Here is an 18,165-nt window from a genome sequence, read left to right as displayed (position 1 = left end):
TCTCACTTCTCACTTCTCACGTCTCTCACTTTCCCATAATCCATTTTAATCATCTGATCTGCCGCGTGAAAATACCTGTCATCATGAGTCACCGCAATGACGGTTTTTCCCTGTGCTTTGAATGAGGGAAGCAGGGATTCATAGAAGTATTGCCGGAAGTGCGGATCCTGGTCCGCGGCCCATTCATCAAAAATATACACAGGCTTGTCTTCTGACAGTGCGACAATAAGTGCAAGCCGTTTTCTTTGTCCCAGGGACAACTCTCTGTTGGTAAACCGGCCTCCCACGCATCGGGTCTTATGGGCCAAATCCATCTGTTCGAGCAGTTCATGAATCTTTTCCTCATCAACCGCGTCCAGGCCGTAAAGTGCGTCAAAAAGATGAAAGTCGGTAAAAATTGCTGAAAACAAGTGACGCCAGTCAGCCATGCTTACCGGCTTTTCGTCAATTTTGAATACACCGGACGTTGGAGAATAAAGACCTGTTAAAATTTTCATAAGGGTGGATTTTCCACTGCCGTTTCCGCCGGTAATAAACACTATGTCCCCTGCCCTTATGGTGAGATTAACAGGACCCACGGAAAACCCGGGAGTATCATCAGATCCCCCATAGTCGAACCGGATGTCTTCCAGCGTCAGTTTTGTGAACGCCTGAATTGCATTTCCTGATGCGGGGCAGAACCCTTCATCTTTCCGGGCGGTTTTATGATCCGCCTCGGCAATCCTTTCCAGTCGTTTCATGGCAGCCCGTCCGTTTATAATATAGGGCGTATCGCTGAGAATAACCATGGCTGACCGACTGATATAAATGGTGATGATGAGAAGTTTGATGATGACATCCCGGGAATAAAATGATGATAATATAAAAATGTCAAAGCTCATTACAGCGAACAGACATATGTATATGAACAAAACATATTCTGAGAAATAAAACATGGTTCTGGCTCTGATATCCTTAGCCTTCAATACGAGCGGTGTGAGATAGTTGTCATACAGATCATCATTTTTCCGCTGACTGAGCTTGATCTCTTTAAATCCGTCTAAGATATGGTTAAATGAATCAAACAGCTTTGTTTCTGTATCTGCTTCTTCACTGGCCAGGGTATCTGTCAGGTTTTGAAATAATTCATATACAACGATAATGAGCAAAAATGCCAGTATAAGAATCGCTCCTCCCTGATAAGTAAGCCAGAACACATAGAACCAGCACACGACTATTGTAACAAGGTGCTGAAATGCATCAGCATTTTTGGCAGCCGCGTCGGTAACTGTCTGGGCATCTGCTGCTGTGAGAAAAATATCGGACCGATTCTGTGTTTCAATTTCTGCCAACTCGTAATGGCGAATGGTATTGGCAAGTCTGAGAAGTGTCCTTTCCAGGAGTTTCTCAGTCAGGATGACGGTGTGTTGCTGGGACAGTCGTTTGGTGAAGATGAATAAAAACACGGTCAGCGGAAGAAGAAACGCGTGGCACAGATCATGCTTTCCTGATACCATATCTTCAGTCACGTTAACTACCAGCGGTACGATAGCACCGGCAGAGATTCCGCTGATTACTGTCATGAGCAGAATATATAATGTCTTCTGCAAAGACACTTTTGCCAGGATTTTGAAAAATTCCATCGCGCATATTGTGAGTGTTTGAATGCTTGAATATCTGAGTGTTCAGCTATCCGGAGTGCGAAAATTGAATTTTCGCATTCTGAATCGCTGACGGTCTGTGAACAGTCCTTATTTTATCATTTTCATATATTCACGCGATGTGCAACTTATAATGCCACGAAGGCACAAAGGCGCGAAGTTTCACGAAGCTTTTTTTTATGTCTTCGTGTCTTTGTGGCATTCGCTGTATGTCCGTGTTCTCTCCCGGTTAAAAAAAGTTGCATATGGCGTTATATTCTTTATGAGTTTCGATCCATACCCATATAAAATCTTCAGCGTCCTCAAAAGACAATGCACGGTAATTCAGAGCAATCCTTATTTTTTTTCCGCCACTTCCTTTATATGAATCGAAAGTTTTTAAAAATATTTCCAAAATTAGTCTGTTGTTCTGTGCATTTATAATTCCCTTAATTTTCCTCTTCTTTTCTCTTCAAGGGCTTCCTTAATAACTCGATGTTCAAATTTTTTTCTGTCATTCCTGCGAAAGCAGGAATCCACTGCTTCCGGAATTGGCGCATCGGTCAAAAACGGATTCCTGCTTTCGCAGGAATGACAAACTTTTTATTCGAATCGGGTCAAAAAAATTTGATCATCGAGTAATAAGAAAGTCCGGCTTTCCGTGTTCTGAGTCCTGTTCAATCTTTTTATCCCATTTGTCCCAGTCTTTTTCTGAAAACCATTTTCTCAGCCTGACATACTCTTTTTCCGGAAGTGAGTTTATCTCTCTTTTTATTTCTTCTGCTGTAAGCATGATTGCAATCTTTTCTGTGCGATAAATTTATTCGCCTAAAACAGTCACTTCGATAATTCTGCACACATGACCGGCATTGGTATCATCAACCCCCTCTGTCACCAACTGAACCGTTTTTCCCAATGCAAATGCCATTAAAAGTGCCGCCATTTTTCCTTTGGCTCCGCTGTCATCTTCATTTATGTATGACCAGGCTTCGAATTTTTACGTTATCTATAATTTCAGAAGCATATAAAGTTCCTGTTACGATGGTAATCATGCCAAGAACTGCAACTATCAAAGACAACAAGCACTTTTTCATATTTTCCTCCCTATAGAAAGCCAAATCGCTTTTAGAACAAACCGCGGGGCATCGCCCTGTTATGCGCTCTTTACGTCATATATTTCATCAAAAAAAACATTCAGCTTTTGTAGCTCCTTCTCATTAATAACAGCTCTTTTTCCCATTGACACAAGCCGTTTTACTTCGGTAACAACCTGCCCCTGTATATCAACGCTCGGAATAATCAAGGGGATTTTTTTTATGTAATTTGCAGAATTGTTTGTGCTTGCATTTATGGTTCTTATCAATTCATTACACACTTTGCTGTTAAAAAAACCAAGCAGGTAATATATTAACCAGACATTTTTTTCATGGGGGAATATTCCGACAATTGACTGGTCAAACAGACGGCCATCAATTAATGAAGCTGTTATTGACGATGACGAAACCATTGGAACAGCGATGCCTTGGTTAAAATAAAATTGAGAATTCTGAAATCTTGCTTTTTGTTTGTTCGTAACCCTGTAATCATAAACAGCAGTTTTGCTCCAATCCATAAACCATTCCGAAGGCTTATAAAACCGCCTGTTTCCGCCTTTGACAATAGGAACCCAATGCGGAGATTCTGCCAACCCGTTTAAAGGCAGATTTTTTGACAGGTCTTCATTGCAAATTTCATCAGCATTTATCAGGGCGTATTTTTTGGCTCCCCTTGTAACCGATTCAGAACGTCTCAGATATTTGCCGTCATTCCCGGAATAGAACCCCGTTACCACAGAACATATATCACCAACTCTTGAAATTCCTGAATGAATTGCAGATGCAACCCAGCTTTTTGACGAGGTAAAAAACGCAAAAGACGGGTTTTTGTTTATATGCCTGTATGCAAGCTGGCAAATTTCATATTGTTTCTTCTTATCGGTAAGCAGCAGGGGCAGCTCAGATACTTCCTTAAATCCTTTATATACAGGGAACTTGTGATTTTTATCGGGTGACTTATTCACTATTGAAATAATTGATAACCCTGCATAACCAAAATTAACACCAGGAAAAAAATTGGATGAGAAAAGTGTAATTGATTCGATTGTGTAATTTTTTAAAAGCAGTTTCCGAAGTCCCTCGTGCATATGAAGGGTTAAATAAGTATCCGGTATAATAAAGACAAGTCGGCCACCATGATTTAACATCTCCATTGCCCGGGCCAAAAAAAGACCATAAGTTTCCTTTGCATATATATTTGGAAAATCTTTCCTGAGCAGTTTTCTTTTCTCAGGTGACTGGTATGCGCCATATGGAGGATTTGCAATTACCCGGTCAAATCTCTTTTCAAACAAGGGAAGCAGGAGTAAGAAATCCTTTTTTTCTATTTGTATCGTCGGAATCTCTCTGTATTTTTCATATAGTTTCGCGATACTGACATCACTCAGTTCATATGCTTTAATATTGGGGAACAAGCCGTTACGAACAATTTCATCAATAAACGCACCCTCTCCGACACAGGGTTCGAGAACGGTTGTGCTGTTGTCGCATTGCAAAAGGCCGACCATGTATGACGTAATGCAATCACAATTCGTATAGAAAGCCTGGAATTCGTCTTTTTTTCTGATTGCCGGAGCTACCATGACAAATATTTCTCCAAATCATTTTCCCTGAAGTATGCCATGCCTCCTGAATCATCTTGACATTCCCGCCGGATTTGTCAACCCGACGGGAGCGCAGTGTTGAGGTTAAAAAAAGTTCAGTAAATTAAGCCATATCTTTCTGAACCAACTCCGACGGCGGTTCCTCAATCAGATGGTGGAAACGATGCGGCGTGGCAAGTTCAATATTGGCATCTTCAAAATGACGCCATACGCTTTTCCAAGCTGCTGTCAGATAACCAGCTCTGTTGGTATAGTCTTTTACAGCAAAAACAACAGTATAGATAGCAGAAGAATCTCCCTGCCCTTTAAAGATAATAAACGGTTCGGGATTTTTCAAAATTCCCTCTGTTGAACGGAGAGCGGTTTCAATCACTTTTGTTACCTCATCAGGCGAAGCTTCCGGAACCGTTTCCAAGGTGAAATCTATTCGGTAAATATCATCCGGATCGCCGTAATTCTGGATTGTGGATCCCAGTACAACACTGTTGGGAATACTCAGCAATCCGTTATCTCTTGTTCTGATCCGGGTGACCAGCTTGGTGATCTCTTCCACTTTTCCTTCATCAAAACCGTCAATTTTCACCCATTGGCCCATTCTGATTTCATATCCCTGGATGATCGAGATACTGGCGAAGAAATTGGAAATATTGTCCTTAACAAGAAGACCCACAGCCATGGCAACCGCTCCTGATGTTGCCATTAAATTGGTGATGTTCTGGTTGAATACAAAAGCGATGATTCCATAGCCTGTAATAAAATAGATAATATAGGCAGGAAAACGGCGCAGAACATTGGGCACAGGACGACCTGTTTGCTTTTCCATAGGTTTCCAGACAAAAGGCCGTAACGCCATATGCAGAAAGAAAGCAGGTATCAGCCACCACAGCACATCAAATATCAGAATGACAAGTTTCAGATAGCGTGCCTCTGTATCTGCCAGTATTTTCAATAAAACAACCTCAGCGGACAGAAGCAGAAAAAACGCGGAAACAACTTGAAGAAACCAAACGGATTTGGAACGCTGGTTAAAAGATTTATTAAAAGATGCGATCACAAGAAATATGAGCAAGATAAAACTGATCACTGCCAGATAGCTGGCAGTTTTGTCAGAAATTTTTCTTCGAAGGCTGAACGTGTCTTTTTTCAGCATCACATCAAAATTGAATTGGGAACATTCCACGAATTTATTTTGGATGTCGAGATATCTCAGATCTCCCATTGAACTTTTTTCAGCGGTGTTTTGAAAAAATCGGGCGTTATCTATGACCCAGCCATACTCAGGACTGAGAACACTGTCTTTTTTCATCTTGTCTTTAAAAGATGTTCCGCCTGACAGGCCCATGCCAAGTATATCTGTCACATAAATCAGGTTGTTTCTGCTTAACTCATCATGACGGAATCTGAAGCCCATTCCATGATATTCTTCAATGGCCTGCTGTCGGCCCCCGGTAAAGCCGGTTCTGAAATGTGCTTTGACATGGTACAGACGGGAGGTCAGTCCGCCCATTTTTTCTTCCTTAACAAGCATTGCCGTTGTACACTTTTTGGCCTGATGCTTATCATCTGTATCTGTCTTTGTTTCTGTCACCACATCTGCATCCGGTGTTTCTGCCGCCGCATCTGCATCCGGTGTTTCTGCCGCCGCATCTGCATCTGATGTTTCTGCTGTCGCATCTGCATCTGATGTTTCTGCTGCCGCATCTGCATCTGATATTTCTGCTGCCATATCTGAGCCAGCGGCTCTTTCTTTACGTATAGCCGGGACCACAGTTTTTGCTACCACAGCCGGGACCGCTTTTCTAACGGGCGTTTTCAATTGAATAGGATCAATAGCATTGAGAAATTTTACATTCTGGGCGTCAAAATCCCCCTGATATCGAAACCATATGTGAAAATCAATCAGACAGGACAGGCTTTCAACATCAAGCTCACTGACGCTGTTGATTTCCACGCCGGAATAAACAACCTTTGTTTTATACATATATTGGTCATCAAAGACCAATATATTTTCCTGACGAAGCGATTCTTCAAGATCGGGAATTAAACTCATATGACGTACCGGCTGCAACTGAGCCAGCGCGGAAATAATGTTCTTATTCCTATAAACCCCTATGGTAAGCGGCTTTGGACAGTCACCATTTTTGTCGAAATAATTGAGACCGGTTGTCCCTTCCAGAGCATCATCAATTTCAGTCAGATTTGCAAGATAATCCCTGATTTTTTTCCGATCAGACTGAATGGTGCCTGGTTCTCCTGTAATCCCGTTTTTTTCGATGGCGTTGACAATCACCATGGCCGTATCATAAGAATAAGCAGCCATCCAGTCCGGCTTTTCTTTATATTTCTTCTGATAGGCGTTTTTAAAATCCTGGGCCAGTTCATTAGCAGTGTCAAAAATCAGAGGGACTGCAATGTAAAGACCATTCGTATAATAACCAGGTTTTTCTTTTTCCTTTGGGAATGCTTCAAAGCCCCTTTGAAATGCCTGTGAACCAAAGGCAGTGGGTCCGATCACAGGATTTTTTATACCTGCGTCCTTTATCAGTTTCAAAAGTTTGATCCCCTCGGGAGCATGTGTTCCGAGAAAAATTGCGCTATCATTTTTCTCATTGTTCAGCTCGTTGACAATCTGTTCCAAATTTTTGTCCAGATCAGGGGCTTTCACCTTGAACTCTTTTGTGTATCTTACTTCGAGTCCCAGTTCTTTCGCAACATCTGCAAATACCTCTGCAATGCCGGAACTATGTTCGGGATCCTCCCGGATAATGCACACTGAATTCCGCCCAAGAATTTTTTTTACATAATAGGCCAGAAACCGGCCCTGAAAACTGTTGTTAAACACAGTTCTGAAATACCAGTCATTATCCAGGGTAACCTTATCACTGGTGGAACTCGGCGCGACTGCGGGAATTTCATATTTTTTATAAACTCCTCCTGCACTGAGGGAATTGGAACTGGAACTATGTCCGATGACAGCGACTATACGCTCCTTTTTCGCAACTTCAGTCGCCTTCTCCTTAGCGGCTTTTCTGCTATTTTGGTCATCAAAAACATCTACTATGATTTTTTTTCCGTTAATACCTCCTTTTTTATTGACCTCATCAACATACTGTTTAACGCCCTGGATGTGGGATTTTCCGGCCACAGTATTCTGGGGAACCACCACTGCAATATGTATGCCTTCACTTTTTCCTTTAAAATATTCACAACCCGTCCATATCATCAGGGACAAAATTACAGTGGTCAGAAGAAAATTTCTAAAAAATTTCATGACAAAAATGTTCTGCCTTAATCCGTCAGCGGATTTCATAGCCCATTGCCTCCTTTCAATTCCTTTCTTAAAGTAAATTACAGTTTTCAAACGAATTTGGCTCAAAAGGGAGCCTGTCCGGTCCTATCCGAAATCTGGGATACCAATATCCGAAAAACAAATTAATACCGTCTGAATTTGTTTCAGATTTCGGATTGCCTTTCCTATTACAGCAAGTCGGAAATTCGTTTCCCCTTTGTTCAGCGATATTTTCATTTAAAATCAAAATAATATAGGCAGACAGGAGGGAACGAACTTTTGCCTTGATGTTCCAGTGTTAAAAATTTCAGGAAATCTGATTTTGAAAAAAGGCTGCCAACGCCCTCTGGCAACCAAAAACTCCCGTCTTTTTGGAAAGACCAAATCTGTTATCTGATTTGGTTTAAAGCCAGCAATTCTCCGTAATATAAAATAGTTTCAGCTTACTCCTAAAAAAATACTATGTTATCTAACGAATGTTAAAGATATAGTCAATGACATTTTTTATAAGCATATTCCGATTCAGCTTTGCAACGGATATGAATTTTGTCTGATTTAACAAAAACAATCTGTTGAAATCCCGTTTGCTGATTTGAAACCGGAAACAGCGGATTAAAAATGGCAACCTTATTAAAAATATTGACATTATTGCATCAGATGTTGTATTGATGCGGTTCATAGCAGGCTATATAAATAAAAAAAATTACAGATACAGCCTGTAATGTAGTCGATCAGAAGCGTGGAGAAAAGAAGCTTCCCTTTTTGCTAAGTTCGGATTAACAAATCCAAGCTGAACTTTTTTCATAGCTTTTCAATCTGCTGACTAGATAAATATGTTTCACTGAAAAGAAGAGGCACTATGAACGAGGATACTTTAAAAACATATCGAAAACAATCCGTCTCACGGCAAGCAATCATAAACAGAGTGAACATCGGGACCCCGGAAAAGGTTCCGCAAGTGATTCTTTCTGTATCACCCTGCAGAAGTGGGACAACCATTATGTTGAGAGTTTTCGGATCCGTGGGGGTCGAGTCGCATTTTCAGGAGCTTAAAAATGTTCTCAGGTGGCAATTGCAGGGAGACGACAAATGCTGGTCATTACCGCAAAAGCCAGGGGGGATAATATATCTGAAAGAAACTCTGGGGCCTTACTGGGAGGAAGAAGCGTGTTTCAACCCGTTAAACGTACTTTTGGAAGCAGGGCTTCCGCCGGAAAAGCTTCAGGTTTTAATTATCGGTCGCGCTCCCCTGAGAACTTGGGCTTCCTGGTATTCCTGGTGGCCAACCCTCAGAACATTGGAAAAATTTATCCTGGCTTATAAAACCACGGAAATGATCAGACAACAGGCGGCCCGACAAGGAATTCCAACCACGATCCTTGTGTATGAAACGTTAAGAGATCATGGTGCTGAAACAGTTATCAAAAAGCTTTTTAATCGGCTGGAAGTTCCGTTTTCCCATTTTGCGGTTCAGGGCTGGAGAGAGCTGCCCCCTTTTGGCTCACCAAATTCTAATATTGTTTTTCCCAAAGAGCCGCCGATTTTTTGTGGCATGTCGCATATGCACGAAGTACCTCGGAAATCCCGCAAACTCGTTTATTTTTCAAGAGAAAAAAATATTCCCGGCTTGAGAAAGGAAGATGTGAAAACAATACTGGCAGAAGGGCTGCCAGAGATATATGAAAAATGGAGGGCCGCATGTGAAAATGACCTGAACATAGAAATCGGGAAAGACAGAGATTGGGACCATTATGGCCCGCACGGCCATCTGAAGTCCGGTCATAGCAAGTCTGAATCGCAGACAAATTCAGATTTCGCACACCACGCAAATTAAAAAATCTGCGTAAGAAGCGTCCGCCAATTAACAGGTCGAAATTTTTTTAAAATTATTCGGAACTTAGTCATTAAACAAGAGAGGCGATTCTGATGAAAAGAAAATTTCGTAATTATCTGATTAACAAAAACATGCAGCTTGGGATAACCATTAAGTACCTTTTTCTTGCCATCCTATCCTCTCTCATGACCGGATGTGTCGTGTATATCACGATATGGCCTGTTATTAACAACTTTGTTCCATATGCGTTAATCAGCCGCATTCATTATCAGATCCTTTTCAGACTGATCTGTTACGGTTTTCCGCTGACTTTTGTGATCACAGCTTTTTGCATTGTCATCACCCATAAAATCGCAGGTCCGCTCTATAATATTGAGCAAAAGCTTGACAGACTGGCTCAGGGCGAAGATGTCGAATCCATACAGCTGAGAAAAGGCGATGAGCTTAAGGGGCTTGCTGCAAAAATAAATGATCTTATCCTTAAATTGAAAAAGTATAAAGACACCTGTAAGTTGGACTGATACAACATCTCAGCAGACCAGAAATATTCCCTGACACGTTCAGCCCCGTGGTAAATGTTTCGGATTTTCCAATTCGAAACGACCCGGGAGGGGCATTCTCAATGGGTTTTCGTTCTGCTGAGATTTTAATTCTGGAACCATGTAAATTATAATTTTATGATTCAACAAGGCAATTCTGATCTTTACACATTTGCCTGGCCTGTTTCGAGAGTGGGGGAGGCCATTGAAGTTCTGATTCGGAAGACAGGCCTATTGTCAGCTCCCATGGAAGCCCCGACACCGCCTGAAAACCTGGAGCAGACAGATGAAGAGGGACTGGGACACTGGATTGAGTTTGTCGCGGGTCGCTTTGACATTGAAGCTGAACCTGTGGAATCGCCTTATACAGAGGTTGAGCAGATGCTTCGTCATGCCGGACCTGCCCTGATCCGCCTGTCGGGAAGAGAAACGCCCTGTTTTTTAGCCCTTCTGAGAAACAGATGGCGGGGGATATCCATCATCACACCGGAGTTATCAGTTCGAACCGTTAGCCCCCAAGTTATTCGGGAAGCCCTGACGGCTGAATTGGAAGGGCCTCTGACGCAGTGGATTGATCAGTTGCTCATAGAAGCTGGTATTCCCGAACCCCGCCGGTCCCGCGTAAAAACCTCTGTTTTAAAAGAACAACTCAGCGAGTCCCGAGTCCGCGGCTGCCGGCTGTTACGCCTGTCTCCGGGGGCTGGTTTTCGGACTCATATCTGTCGGGCACGCGTTCCTCATCATTTGTTCATACTTATCGGAGTGCATAGCATCCGGCAGATGCTCATGTTTCTGGGATGGTGGATCATCGGAAAAGGTGTGTTGCAAGGCTATTTTGATCAGGCATGGCTTCTGGCCTGGGCCCTGATTTTGTTCACTGCTATTCCGTTTCATCTTCTGGAAACTTGGATTCAGAGCATCATATCCCTCGGAGCAGGCACTCTGTTCAAACAGCGTCTGTTATACGGCACGCTCCGACTTGAACCTGAGGAAGTTCGTCATCAGGGGGCAGGCCAGTTTCTGGGGCGGGTGATGGAGTCCGAAGCTTTGGAATCAATGGCACTGGAGGGCGGATTTACCACTGTGCTTTCCGTGATTCAGCTTTTTATGGCCGCGATCATCCTTTCAATGGGTGTCGGGGAATGGCCGCATTCGCTGTCACTTCTGGCCTGGATGACAGTTATCTTCCTGATATGCTGGCGATACTATCAGCATAATCAGAACTGGACCGAGGCGTCCCGGGAAATGACAAACGATTTGGTTGAGAAAATGGTGGGACACCGGACTCGTCTGGCTCAGGAAGATGACAGGCGCTGGCATGACGAAGAAGACCGGGCATTGAACCATTATCTGAAACTTTCAGAACGGCTGGACCGGGTCGGGATGATATTAAGTGCGTGTGCCTCACGGGGATGGCTGATTGTGGGACTTGCCGGAATTGCCTATAGCTTCGTCAGTTCACCTGACTCACAGGCAAAACTGGCAGTGACCCTGGGCGGAATCATCTTTGCTTCTCAGTCGCTGACCAGTTTTGTCGGAGGGTTGCTGAGTCTCGTAGGGGTGAGGACAGCCTGGGACCAGGCCGGGCCTCTTTTCCGGGCAGCAGCCCGCCCCGGGAACAGCAAATCTCTGTCATTCATTCTCCCGTCTGAACTTGATAAAAATACTGATGATGACAACGCCCCAATTTTATTGTCCCGGGATATTGCTTTCCGTTACCATGATTATGGCCGGCCTGTCCTGCGAAAATGCAGTCTGAAAATTTGCAAAGGGGACTGTCTGTTATTAGAAGGGCCTTCGGGCGGAGGCAAGTCAACTCTGGCGGCACTTTTGGCAGGTCTGCGGGTTCCTGAATCCGGTCTTCACCTGTTACGGGGCGTTGACTGGCAGACCATAGGGATTCAGGAGTGGCGGAAGCGGGTGGTGGCTGCGCCCCAGTTTCATGAAAATCATGTACTCACGGAAACCTTTTCCTTTAATCTGCTGATGGGACGGCGATGGCCCCCGACACGCGAGGCACTTGAAGAGGCTCAGATCATATGTCGGGAACTGGGGCTGGGTGATCTGCTTGACCGTATGCCTGCGGGACTTCAGCAAACGGTCGGAGAAAGCGGGTGGCAGCTGTCTCACGGTGAGCGGAGTCGTCTTTACATTGCGCGCGCCCTCCTCCAAAAAACGGATTTTATAGTCCTTGATGAGAGCTTTGCAGCCCTTGATCCTGAAAATCTTCACAAGGCCATGGGCTGCGTCCTCCGGCGGACAAAGACACTGCTGGTGATTGCCCATCCGTAAAACTGAAAATTAAAATCAGGAATTGAAAATCGCAAACTTTTCAATTCTCAATTCTCAATTCTCAATTTTACTCAGGGAATGTTATTTGTATGATTATTGATAAGATACTTGAATTCATGACCATGATGGCCTGGTTGCTGTTTGCAGTCCTTACCATCATCTTTTTAGTGCGTAACACCCGGAAATACGGGATAAAGGCGGCAATCAGAAAACTGTTTTCATTTCAACAGTTGTTGATAGCCCTAGTGTTGATAATCATGTTGAATTTTCTCAGCGCCAGCCTTGTCTTTGTTCAGCCCCATGAAATTGGTGTGGTGGTCTCGGCCCTGTCAGCAAAGGGAATTCGGAACCAGCCGATCCGGCCCGGCCTGCGCTGGATTCTTCCTTTGGCCGAAAGAACTGCTATTTATCCTGTTTTTTGTCAGACTTATACCATGTCCGGCAAGCCAGCCGAAGGTCAGCATTTCGGGGATGATTCAATAAGAGCAAGAACATCTGACGGACAGGAGGTGATTCTTGACTGTTCCATCATATTTCAGATTGACTCTGAAAAAGTGGTTCAGTTCCATATTGACTGGCAGCATCGCTATATACGGGAACTGGTACGTCCCACAGTCAGAGGTGTGATCAGAACCTATGTATCTCAATATACAGTAGATGAGGTAAACAGCAAATCCCGAATATACATGGGTCTGACGCTTTCCGGAAAATTGCGCCGGGCACTCAGCAAAAGAGGGCTGATAGTGAAAAATTTTCTCCTGCGGAATCTTGCTTTTTCATCCGAATATTCAAGCTCAGTCGAACAAAAGCAGGTGGCCCTCGAAGGGGAACAGCAGAAAAAATATGAGGCAAAGCAGATAGAAAATTTGGCAAAGGGTCATGCAAAAAAAATCACCATTCAGGCAAAAGCCGAGGCAGATGCAATTCTTCTCAAAGCCAAGGCAAAAGCCGAGGCCCATGTCATCCGGGCAAAAGCCGAAGCAGATGCGCTGAAGTTGCTTGCCGCTGTTTTAGCCAAGAATCCTGATTTGCTGACGTATCAGCATATCAATGAACTGCCTCAGGATGTCAAAGTGATGTTGCTGCCTGACAAAACTGCTGTTATATTACCATTACCCCGGGATATGAATTCCGGAAAGACCTTGCCTTTTTCAAATCCTTTTGAGATACCAATCAGTCCGCAGATATCTGTCAAGCCTACGGGGTCCTCCGCGACGCAACAACAAAAAAAGAAAATTGAAAATTGAAGAAAACAAAAACCGGATGCTCCGGATGCTCCGGTCGCTATCTACACGGATTAGTGATAAGCAGGGATTATTGCGCTCCGGTTGCACATAATCCCTGCTTATCACTAATCCATGTAGATGAGACCCGTTTTTATAACTTTCCATACAGTAAAAAAATAAAATAAAAAACCCGGAATCATACCAACAGAGGGAAAATATACTGATATGAATCTTGACAGTCTCCTTCATCTGATTACCATCCTGGCCTGGTCCTTATTCGCAGCAATTGAAATTATTCTTTTTACGCGTAATGCCCGGAAACATGGATTCAAAATTGCATTTAACGCATTGCTTTCATGGAGAAAGATTGTAATGCCACTGTGTCTGCTGATAAGTCTGAGCATTTTCAGCGCCAGCCTGGTCTTTATTGAGCCGCAAAGTATCGGGGTGGTGATTTCAGCGGTGTCCTCAAATGGGATTCGGCCCCGTCCGGTTCAGTCGGGACTGCGCTGGATTATTCCCCTGGCTGAGGAACTTATTATTTACCCGCTTTACTGGCAAACTTATACCATGTCAGGCAAGCCTTTGGAGGGTGAGAAACCAGGAGATGATTCAATATCGGCCCGAACCGCTGACGGTCAGGAAGTGATCTTGGATTCTTCAATTATTTTTCGAATTAATCCTGAAAAAGTGGTACAGCTCCATATTAACTGGCAGGATCGCTATATTCGGGATTTTATTCGTCCGGCTGTAAGAGGGGTCATACGCATTACCGTGTCCAAATACACAGTTGATGAAGTAAATAGCGACAGGCGGGGAGATGTGGAAACAGAACTTTACAAACAGTTAAAAATTATTCTGAGCTTCAATTCGCTGATCATGGAAGATTTTTTGGTGCGGAATATTGCGTTCACCTCTCAATATGCGGCTTCTGTCGAACAAAAGCAGGTGGCAGGGCAAAAGGAGACAGAAAAGATATATGAGGCAAGACAAATCGAAAACCTCGCGGCGGGTCAGGCAAACAAGATCAGAATTCGTGCCAAAGCAGAGGCAGACGCGATTCTCATTACGGCCGACGCAGAAGCCAAGGCCCGGCTCCTCCAGGCGAAAGCTGAAGCAGAGGCATTCAAATTAATTGCTGTTGCCTTAGCTCAGAACCCTGATTTGCTTACTTATCAGTATATCAGAAAACTTTCGCCGAATATTAAATCGTTATATGTTCCGAATGACGCTTATCTTACCTTGCCAGAACCCGCGCTTACTTCCGAGGTCTCCGGTCACGCTCTTAATTCCTCTGAAACTGCCAGAGAATACGCTGACCAGATCAAAGCCGATGAAAATAAATCATCTGATACGCTGTCGAATACCAATAAAAGAAAAGGGCAGCCAGGCGTCCGGCTCTTCAGACTTAACCTACGGTGATATTTATATTTTCACTAAGGCTTACGACAATTGACAGCTTCTCCGTTGACAATATCGCACACTCTCCCCGTTCTTCTTGGTCCCTCGTATTCAGGAACAGTGATTCCCCCTTTGATGTCGGTGCTGACCTTCAGTCTTTTTACCTTTGTTACCTCAGTTTTTTTCATTTTCCATATCTCCTTGTTAGTACCATCCGCTTTTATACGCTGTCCAGGTTAAATTTGTGGCTGATCATGAGTTCCGGATTAAGGGCTTCAGCCTGCTTTTGCTTTTAGCTTGGATTAATTTCCGAGCCTTTATTTATATCTCAGTTACAAACTAAAAAAAAATACACACAATGTCAACAGAAAATACAAAACAACAATTCAGAAATGGAACATTCAGATACACACTCGTTCAAAGCTTTTTCCATCTGGTGATTATACTCAGTAGATCGAAAAATTTCCGGACCGTGCGCGGTGTGGCAAAGAAACCCGGCTTTTTTTCCCGGACGGGGCGCTCTCTCCGGCCGGAAAAAGCCGGGTTTCTTCCCCCGTCCGTCCTGTGACAGCCCGAAAACTTTTCGATCTGTTGATACTCGGTGATCAAACTTTTTTTGCATATAATATTATAAAAGCCACATTCACTAAAACTCGACTGATTATAACGGAGTCACAGGTTTGCAGTATATTATCCGGAGTGCGAAAAATGTTTTTTCGCAGGCGCAAAAATAAAATTTTTGCACTCCGGAGCCATTAGGAAGAGCCCGGGTCGGCGGCATTGCGGCCAGGTGACAGTGCGCAGTATATTATCCGGAGTGCGAAAAATGTTTTTTCGCAGGCGCAAAAATAAAATTTTTGCACTCCGGAGCCATTAGGAAGAGCCCGGGTCGGCGGCATTGCGGCCAGGTGACAGTGTGCAGTATATTATCCGGAGTGCGAAAAATGTTTTTTCGCAGGCGCAAAAATAAAATTTTTGCACTCCGGAGCCGTTCGGGAGTGCCTGAGTCGGGGGCATTGGTGTCTTATCCGGAGTGCGAAAAATGTTTTTTCGCAGGCGCAAAAATAAAATTTTTGCACTCCGGAGCCGTTCGGGAGTGCCTGAGTCGGGGGCATTGGTGTCTTATCCGGAGTGCGAAAAATGTTTTTTCGCAGGCGCAAAAATAAAATTTTTGCACTCCGGAGCCGTTCGGGAGTGCCTGAGTCGGGGGCATTGGTGTCTTATCCGGAGTGCGAAAAATGTTTTTTCGCAGGCGCAAAAATAAAATTTTTGCACTCCGGAGCCATTAGGAAGAGCCCGGGTCGGCGGCATTGCGGCCAGGTGACAGTGTGCAGTATATTATCCGGAGTGCGAAAAATGCTTTTTCGCAGGCGCAAAAATAAAATTTTTGCACTCCGGAGCCATTAGGAAGAGCCCGGGTCGGCGGCATTGCGGCCAGGTGACAGTGTGCAGTATATTATCCGGAGTGCGAAAAATGTTTTTTCGCAGGCGCAAAAATAAAATTTTTGCACTCCGGAGCCATTAGGAAGAGCCCGGGTCGGCGGCATTGCGGCCAGGTGACAGTGCGCAGTATATTATCCGGAGTGCGAAAAATGTTTTTTCGCAGGCGCAAAAATAAAATTTTTGCACTCCGGAGCCATTAGGAAGAGCCCGGGTCGGCGGCATTGCGGCCAGGTGACAGTGCGCAGTATATTATCCGGAGTGCGAAAAATGTTTTTTCGCAGGCGCAAAAATAAAATTTTTGCACTCCGGAGCCATTAGGAAGAGCCCGGGTCGGCGGCATTGCGGCCAGGTGACAGTGTGCAGTATATTATCCGGAGTGCGAAAAATGTTTTTTCGCAGGCGCAAAAATAAAATTTTTGCACTCCGGAGCCATTAGGAAGAGCCCGGGTCGGCGGCATTGCGGCCAGGTGACAGTGTGCAGTATATTATCCGGAGTGCGAAAAATGTTTTTTCGCAGGCGCAAAAATAAAATTTTTGCACTCCGGAGCCATTAGGAAGATCCCGGGTCGGCGGCATTGCGGCCAGGTGACAGTGTGCAGTATATTATCCGGAGTGCGAAAAATGTTTTTTCGCAGGCGCAAAAATAAAATTTTTGCACTCCGGAGCCATTAGGAAGAGCCCGGGTCGGCGGCATTGCGGCCAGGTGACAGTGTGCAGTATATTATCCGGAGTGCGAAAAATGTTTTTTCGCAGGCGCAAAAATAAAATTTTTGCACTCCGGAGCCATTAGGAAGAGCCCGGGTCGGCGGCATTGCGGCCAGGTGACAGTGTGCAGTATATTATCCGGAGTGCGAAAAATGTTTTTTCGCAGGCGCAAAAATAAAATTTTTGCACTCCGGAGCCATTAGGAATATCCCGGGTCGGCGGCATTGCGGCCAGGTGACAGTGCGCAGTATATTATCCGGAGTGCGAAAAATGTTTTTTCGCAGGCGCAAAAATAAAATTTTTGCACTCCGGAGCCATTAGGAAGATCCCGGGTCGGCGGCATTGCGGCCAGGTGACAGTGTGCAGTATATTATCCGGAGTGCGAAAAATGTTTTTTCGCAGGCGCAAAAATAAAATTTTTGCACTCCGGAGCCATTAGGAATATCCCGGGTCGGCGGCATTGCGGCCAGGTGACAGTGCGCAGTATATTATCCGGAGTGCGAAAAATGTTTTTTCGCAGGCGCAAAAATAAAATTTTTGCACTCCGGAGCCATTAGGAAGAGCCCGGGTCGGCGGCATTGCGGCCAGGTGACAGTGTGCAGTATATTATCCGGAGTGCGAAAAATGTTTTTTCGCAGGCGCAAAAATAAAATTTTTGCACTCCGGAGCCGTTCCGAAGTGCCTGAGTCGGCGGCATTGCGGCCAGGTGACAGTGTGCAGTATATTATCCGGAGTGCGAAAAATGTTTTTTCGCAGGCGCAAAAATAAAATTTTTGCACTCCGGAGCCGTTCCGAAGTGCCTGAGTCGGCGGCATTGCGGCCAAGCCCCGGGGGCGGCATCTTTGTATTAGCTGCTACACGATGCCGCACTTACAGACCCTGGTCCGCCCTCCCCTAAAACTATTATAATCAGCAAAATATATTGTGGTCAAAGAAACAGGTCTCAAATATTAAATAAAAAAAAATTACAAAACTTTTATCCTTCATTGTCACAGCCATATCATGGTCATTATTCAGAAATGAGCGTGAAATAACTTGACAAGGAAAGGGTTTTTGAATAATTAACTACCGGGGCAGGTGTCTTTTATTGCCAAATTTAAGGATATGCGAAATTTTGAA

Annotated in this window: 11 protein-coding genes; 5 read left to right on the top strand and 6 right to left on the bottom strand. The window is 44.3% G+C overall.

Features of this window, described 5'->3' with window-relative positions; all coding sequences use genetic code 11:
• Positions 1-2: 2 nt before the first annotated feature.
• The 5 genes from dnm_RS29935 to dnm_RS29920 form a co-directional block, all read right to left on the bottom strand.
• Positions 3-1,589: an ATP-binding cassette domain-containing protein gene (locus tag dnm_RS29935; RefSeq protein WP_207680522.1), complete on the bottom strand. Its 1,587-nt coding sequence runs from the start codon at positions 1,587-1,589 to the stop codon at positions 3-5.
• 661 nt (positions 1,590-2,250) lie between these two features.
• Complete coding sequence (locus dnm_RS29930; protein WP_207680521.1) at positions 2,251-2,412, bottom strand: hypothetical protein; 162 nt, start codon at positions 2,410-2,412, stop codon at positions 2,251-2,253.
• 27 nt (positions 2,413-2,439) lie between these two features.
• Positions 2,440-2,562, bottom strand: a complete 123-nt coding sequence (locus dnm_RS31435; protein WP_276571836.1) for a hypothetical protein — start codon at positions 2,560-2,562, stop codon at positions 2,440-2,442.
• A 210-nt stretch (positions 2,563-2,772) separates the two neighbouring features.
• Entirely contained in the window at positions 2,773-4,296 is a 1,524-nt protein-coding gene (locus tag dnm_RS29925) for an Eco57I restriction-modification methylase domain-containing protein (RefSeq protein WP_207680520.1), read from the bottom strand.
• Between the two features lie 124 nt (positions 4,297-4,420).
• Entirely contained in the window at positions 4,421-7,627 is a 3,207-nt protein-coding gene (locus dnm_RS29920) for an ABC transporter substrate-binding protein (protein ID WP_207680519.1), read from the bottom strand.
• A gap of 979 nt (positions 7,628-8,606) precedes the next feature.
• Here dnm_RS29920 and dnm_RS29915 point away from each other — a divergent pair.
• From dnm_RS29915 to dnm_RS29895, 5 genes are all read left to right on the top strand, one after another.
• Positions 8,607-9,440 carry a hypothetical protein gene (locus tag dnm_RS29915; RefSeq protein WP_207680518.1) on the top strand — a complete coding sequence of 278 codons (834 nt, stop codon included), beginning with the start codon at positions 8,607-8,609 and terminating at the stop codon, positions 9,438-9,440.
• A gap of 92 nt (positions 9,441-9,532) precedes the next feature.
• A complete protein-coding gene (locus dnm_RS29910; RefSeq protein WP_207680517.1) occupies positions 9,533-9,961 on the top strand; it encodes a HAMP domain-containing protein in 429 nt (142 codons plus the stop codon).
• 156 nt (positions 9,962-10,117) lie between these two features.
• Positions 10,118-12,271 carry an ATP-binding cassette domain-containing protein gene (locus dnm_RS29905; protein WP_207680516.1) on the top strand — a complete coding sequence of 718 codons (2,154 nt, stop codon included), beginning with the start codon at positions 10,118-10,120 and terminating at the stop codon, positions 12,269-12,271.
• An 89-nt stretch (positions 12,272-12,360) separates the two neighbouring features.
• Positions 12,361-13,518 (top strand): prohibitin family protein, encoded by a 1,158-nt coding sequence (locus dnm_RS29900; protein ID WP_207680515.1) that lies wholly within the window; start codon positions 12,361-12,363, stop codon positions 13,516-13,518.
• 204 nt (positions 13,519-13,722) lie between these two features.
• A complete protein-coding gene (locus dnm_RS29895; protein ID WP_207680514.1) occupies positions 13,723-14,919 on the top strand; it encodes an SPFH domain-containing protein in 1,197 nt (398 codons plus the stop codon).
• A 14-nt stretch (positions 14,920-14,933) separates the two neighbouring features.
• On the opposite strand, the gene dnm_RS29890 is transcribed toward dnm_RS29895, so the two are convergent.
• Entirely contained in the window at positions 14,934-15,086 is a 153-nt protein-coding gene (locus dnm_RS29890) for a hypothetical protein (RefSeq protein ID WP_207680513.1), read from the bottom strand.
• Positions 15,087-18,165: the final 3,079 nt, after the last annotated feature.

The sequence above is a fragment of the Desulfonema magnum genome (genome assembly GCF_017377395.1).
Taxonomy (GTDB): Bacteria; Desulfobacterota; Desulfobacteria; order Desulfobacterales; family 4be13; genus Desulfonema_C; species Desulfonema_C magnum.
This window is presented reverse-complemented; position numbering and strand designations above follow the sequence as displayed.

Coding starts and splice junctions, on each gene's coding strand:
- dnm_RS31435 (WP_276571836.1), bottom strand. CDS start 2,562: ATGGCGGCACTTTTAATGGCATTTGCATTGGGAAAAACGGTTCAGTTG.
- dnm_RS29920 (WP_207680519.1), bottom strand. CDS start 7,627: ATGAAATCCGCTGACGGATTAAGGCAGAACATTTTTGTCATGAAATTT.
- dnm_RS29890 (WP_207680513.1), bottom strand. CDS start 15,086: ATGAAAAAAACTGAGGTAACAAAGGTAAAAAGACTGAAGGTCAGCACC.
- dnm_RS29900 (WP_207680515.1), top strand. CDS start 12,361: ATGATTATTGATAAGATACTTGAATTCATGACCATGATGGCCTGGTTG.
- dnm_RS29905 (WP_207680516.1), top strand. CDS start 10,118: ATGATTCAACAAGGCAATTCTGATCTTTACACATTTGCCTGGCCTGTT.
- dnm_RS29925 (WP_207680520.1), bottom strand. CDS start 4,296: ATGGTAGCTCCGGCAATCAGAAAAAAAGACGAATTCCAGGCTTTCTAT.
- dnm_RS29910 (WP_207680517.1), top strand. CDS start 9,533: ATGAAAAGAAAATTTCGTAATTATCTGATTAACAAAAACATGCAGCTT.
- dnm_RS29930 (WP_207680521.1), bottom strand. CDS start 2,412: ATGCTTACAGCAGAAGAAATAAAAAGAGAGATAAACTCACTTCCGGAA.
- dnm_RS29915 (WP_207680518.1), top strand. CDS start 8,607: ATGTTGAGAGTTTTCGGATCCGTGGGGGTCGAGTCGCATTTTCAGGAG.
- dnm_RS29895 (WP_207680514.1), top strand. CDS start 13,723: ATGAATCTTGACAGTCTCCTTCATCTGATTACCATCCTGGCCTGGTCC.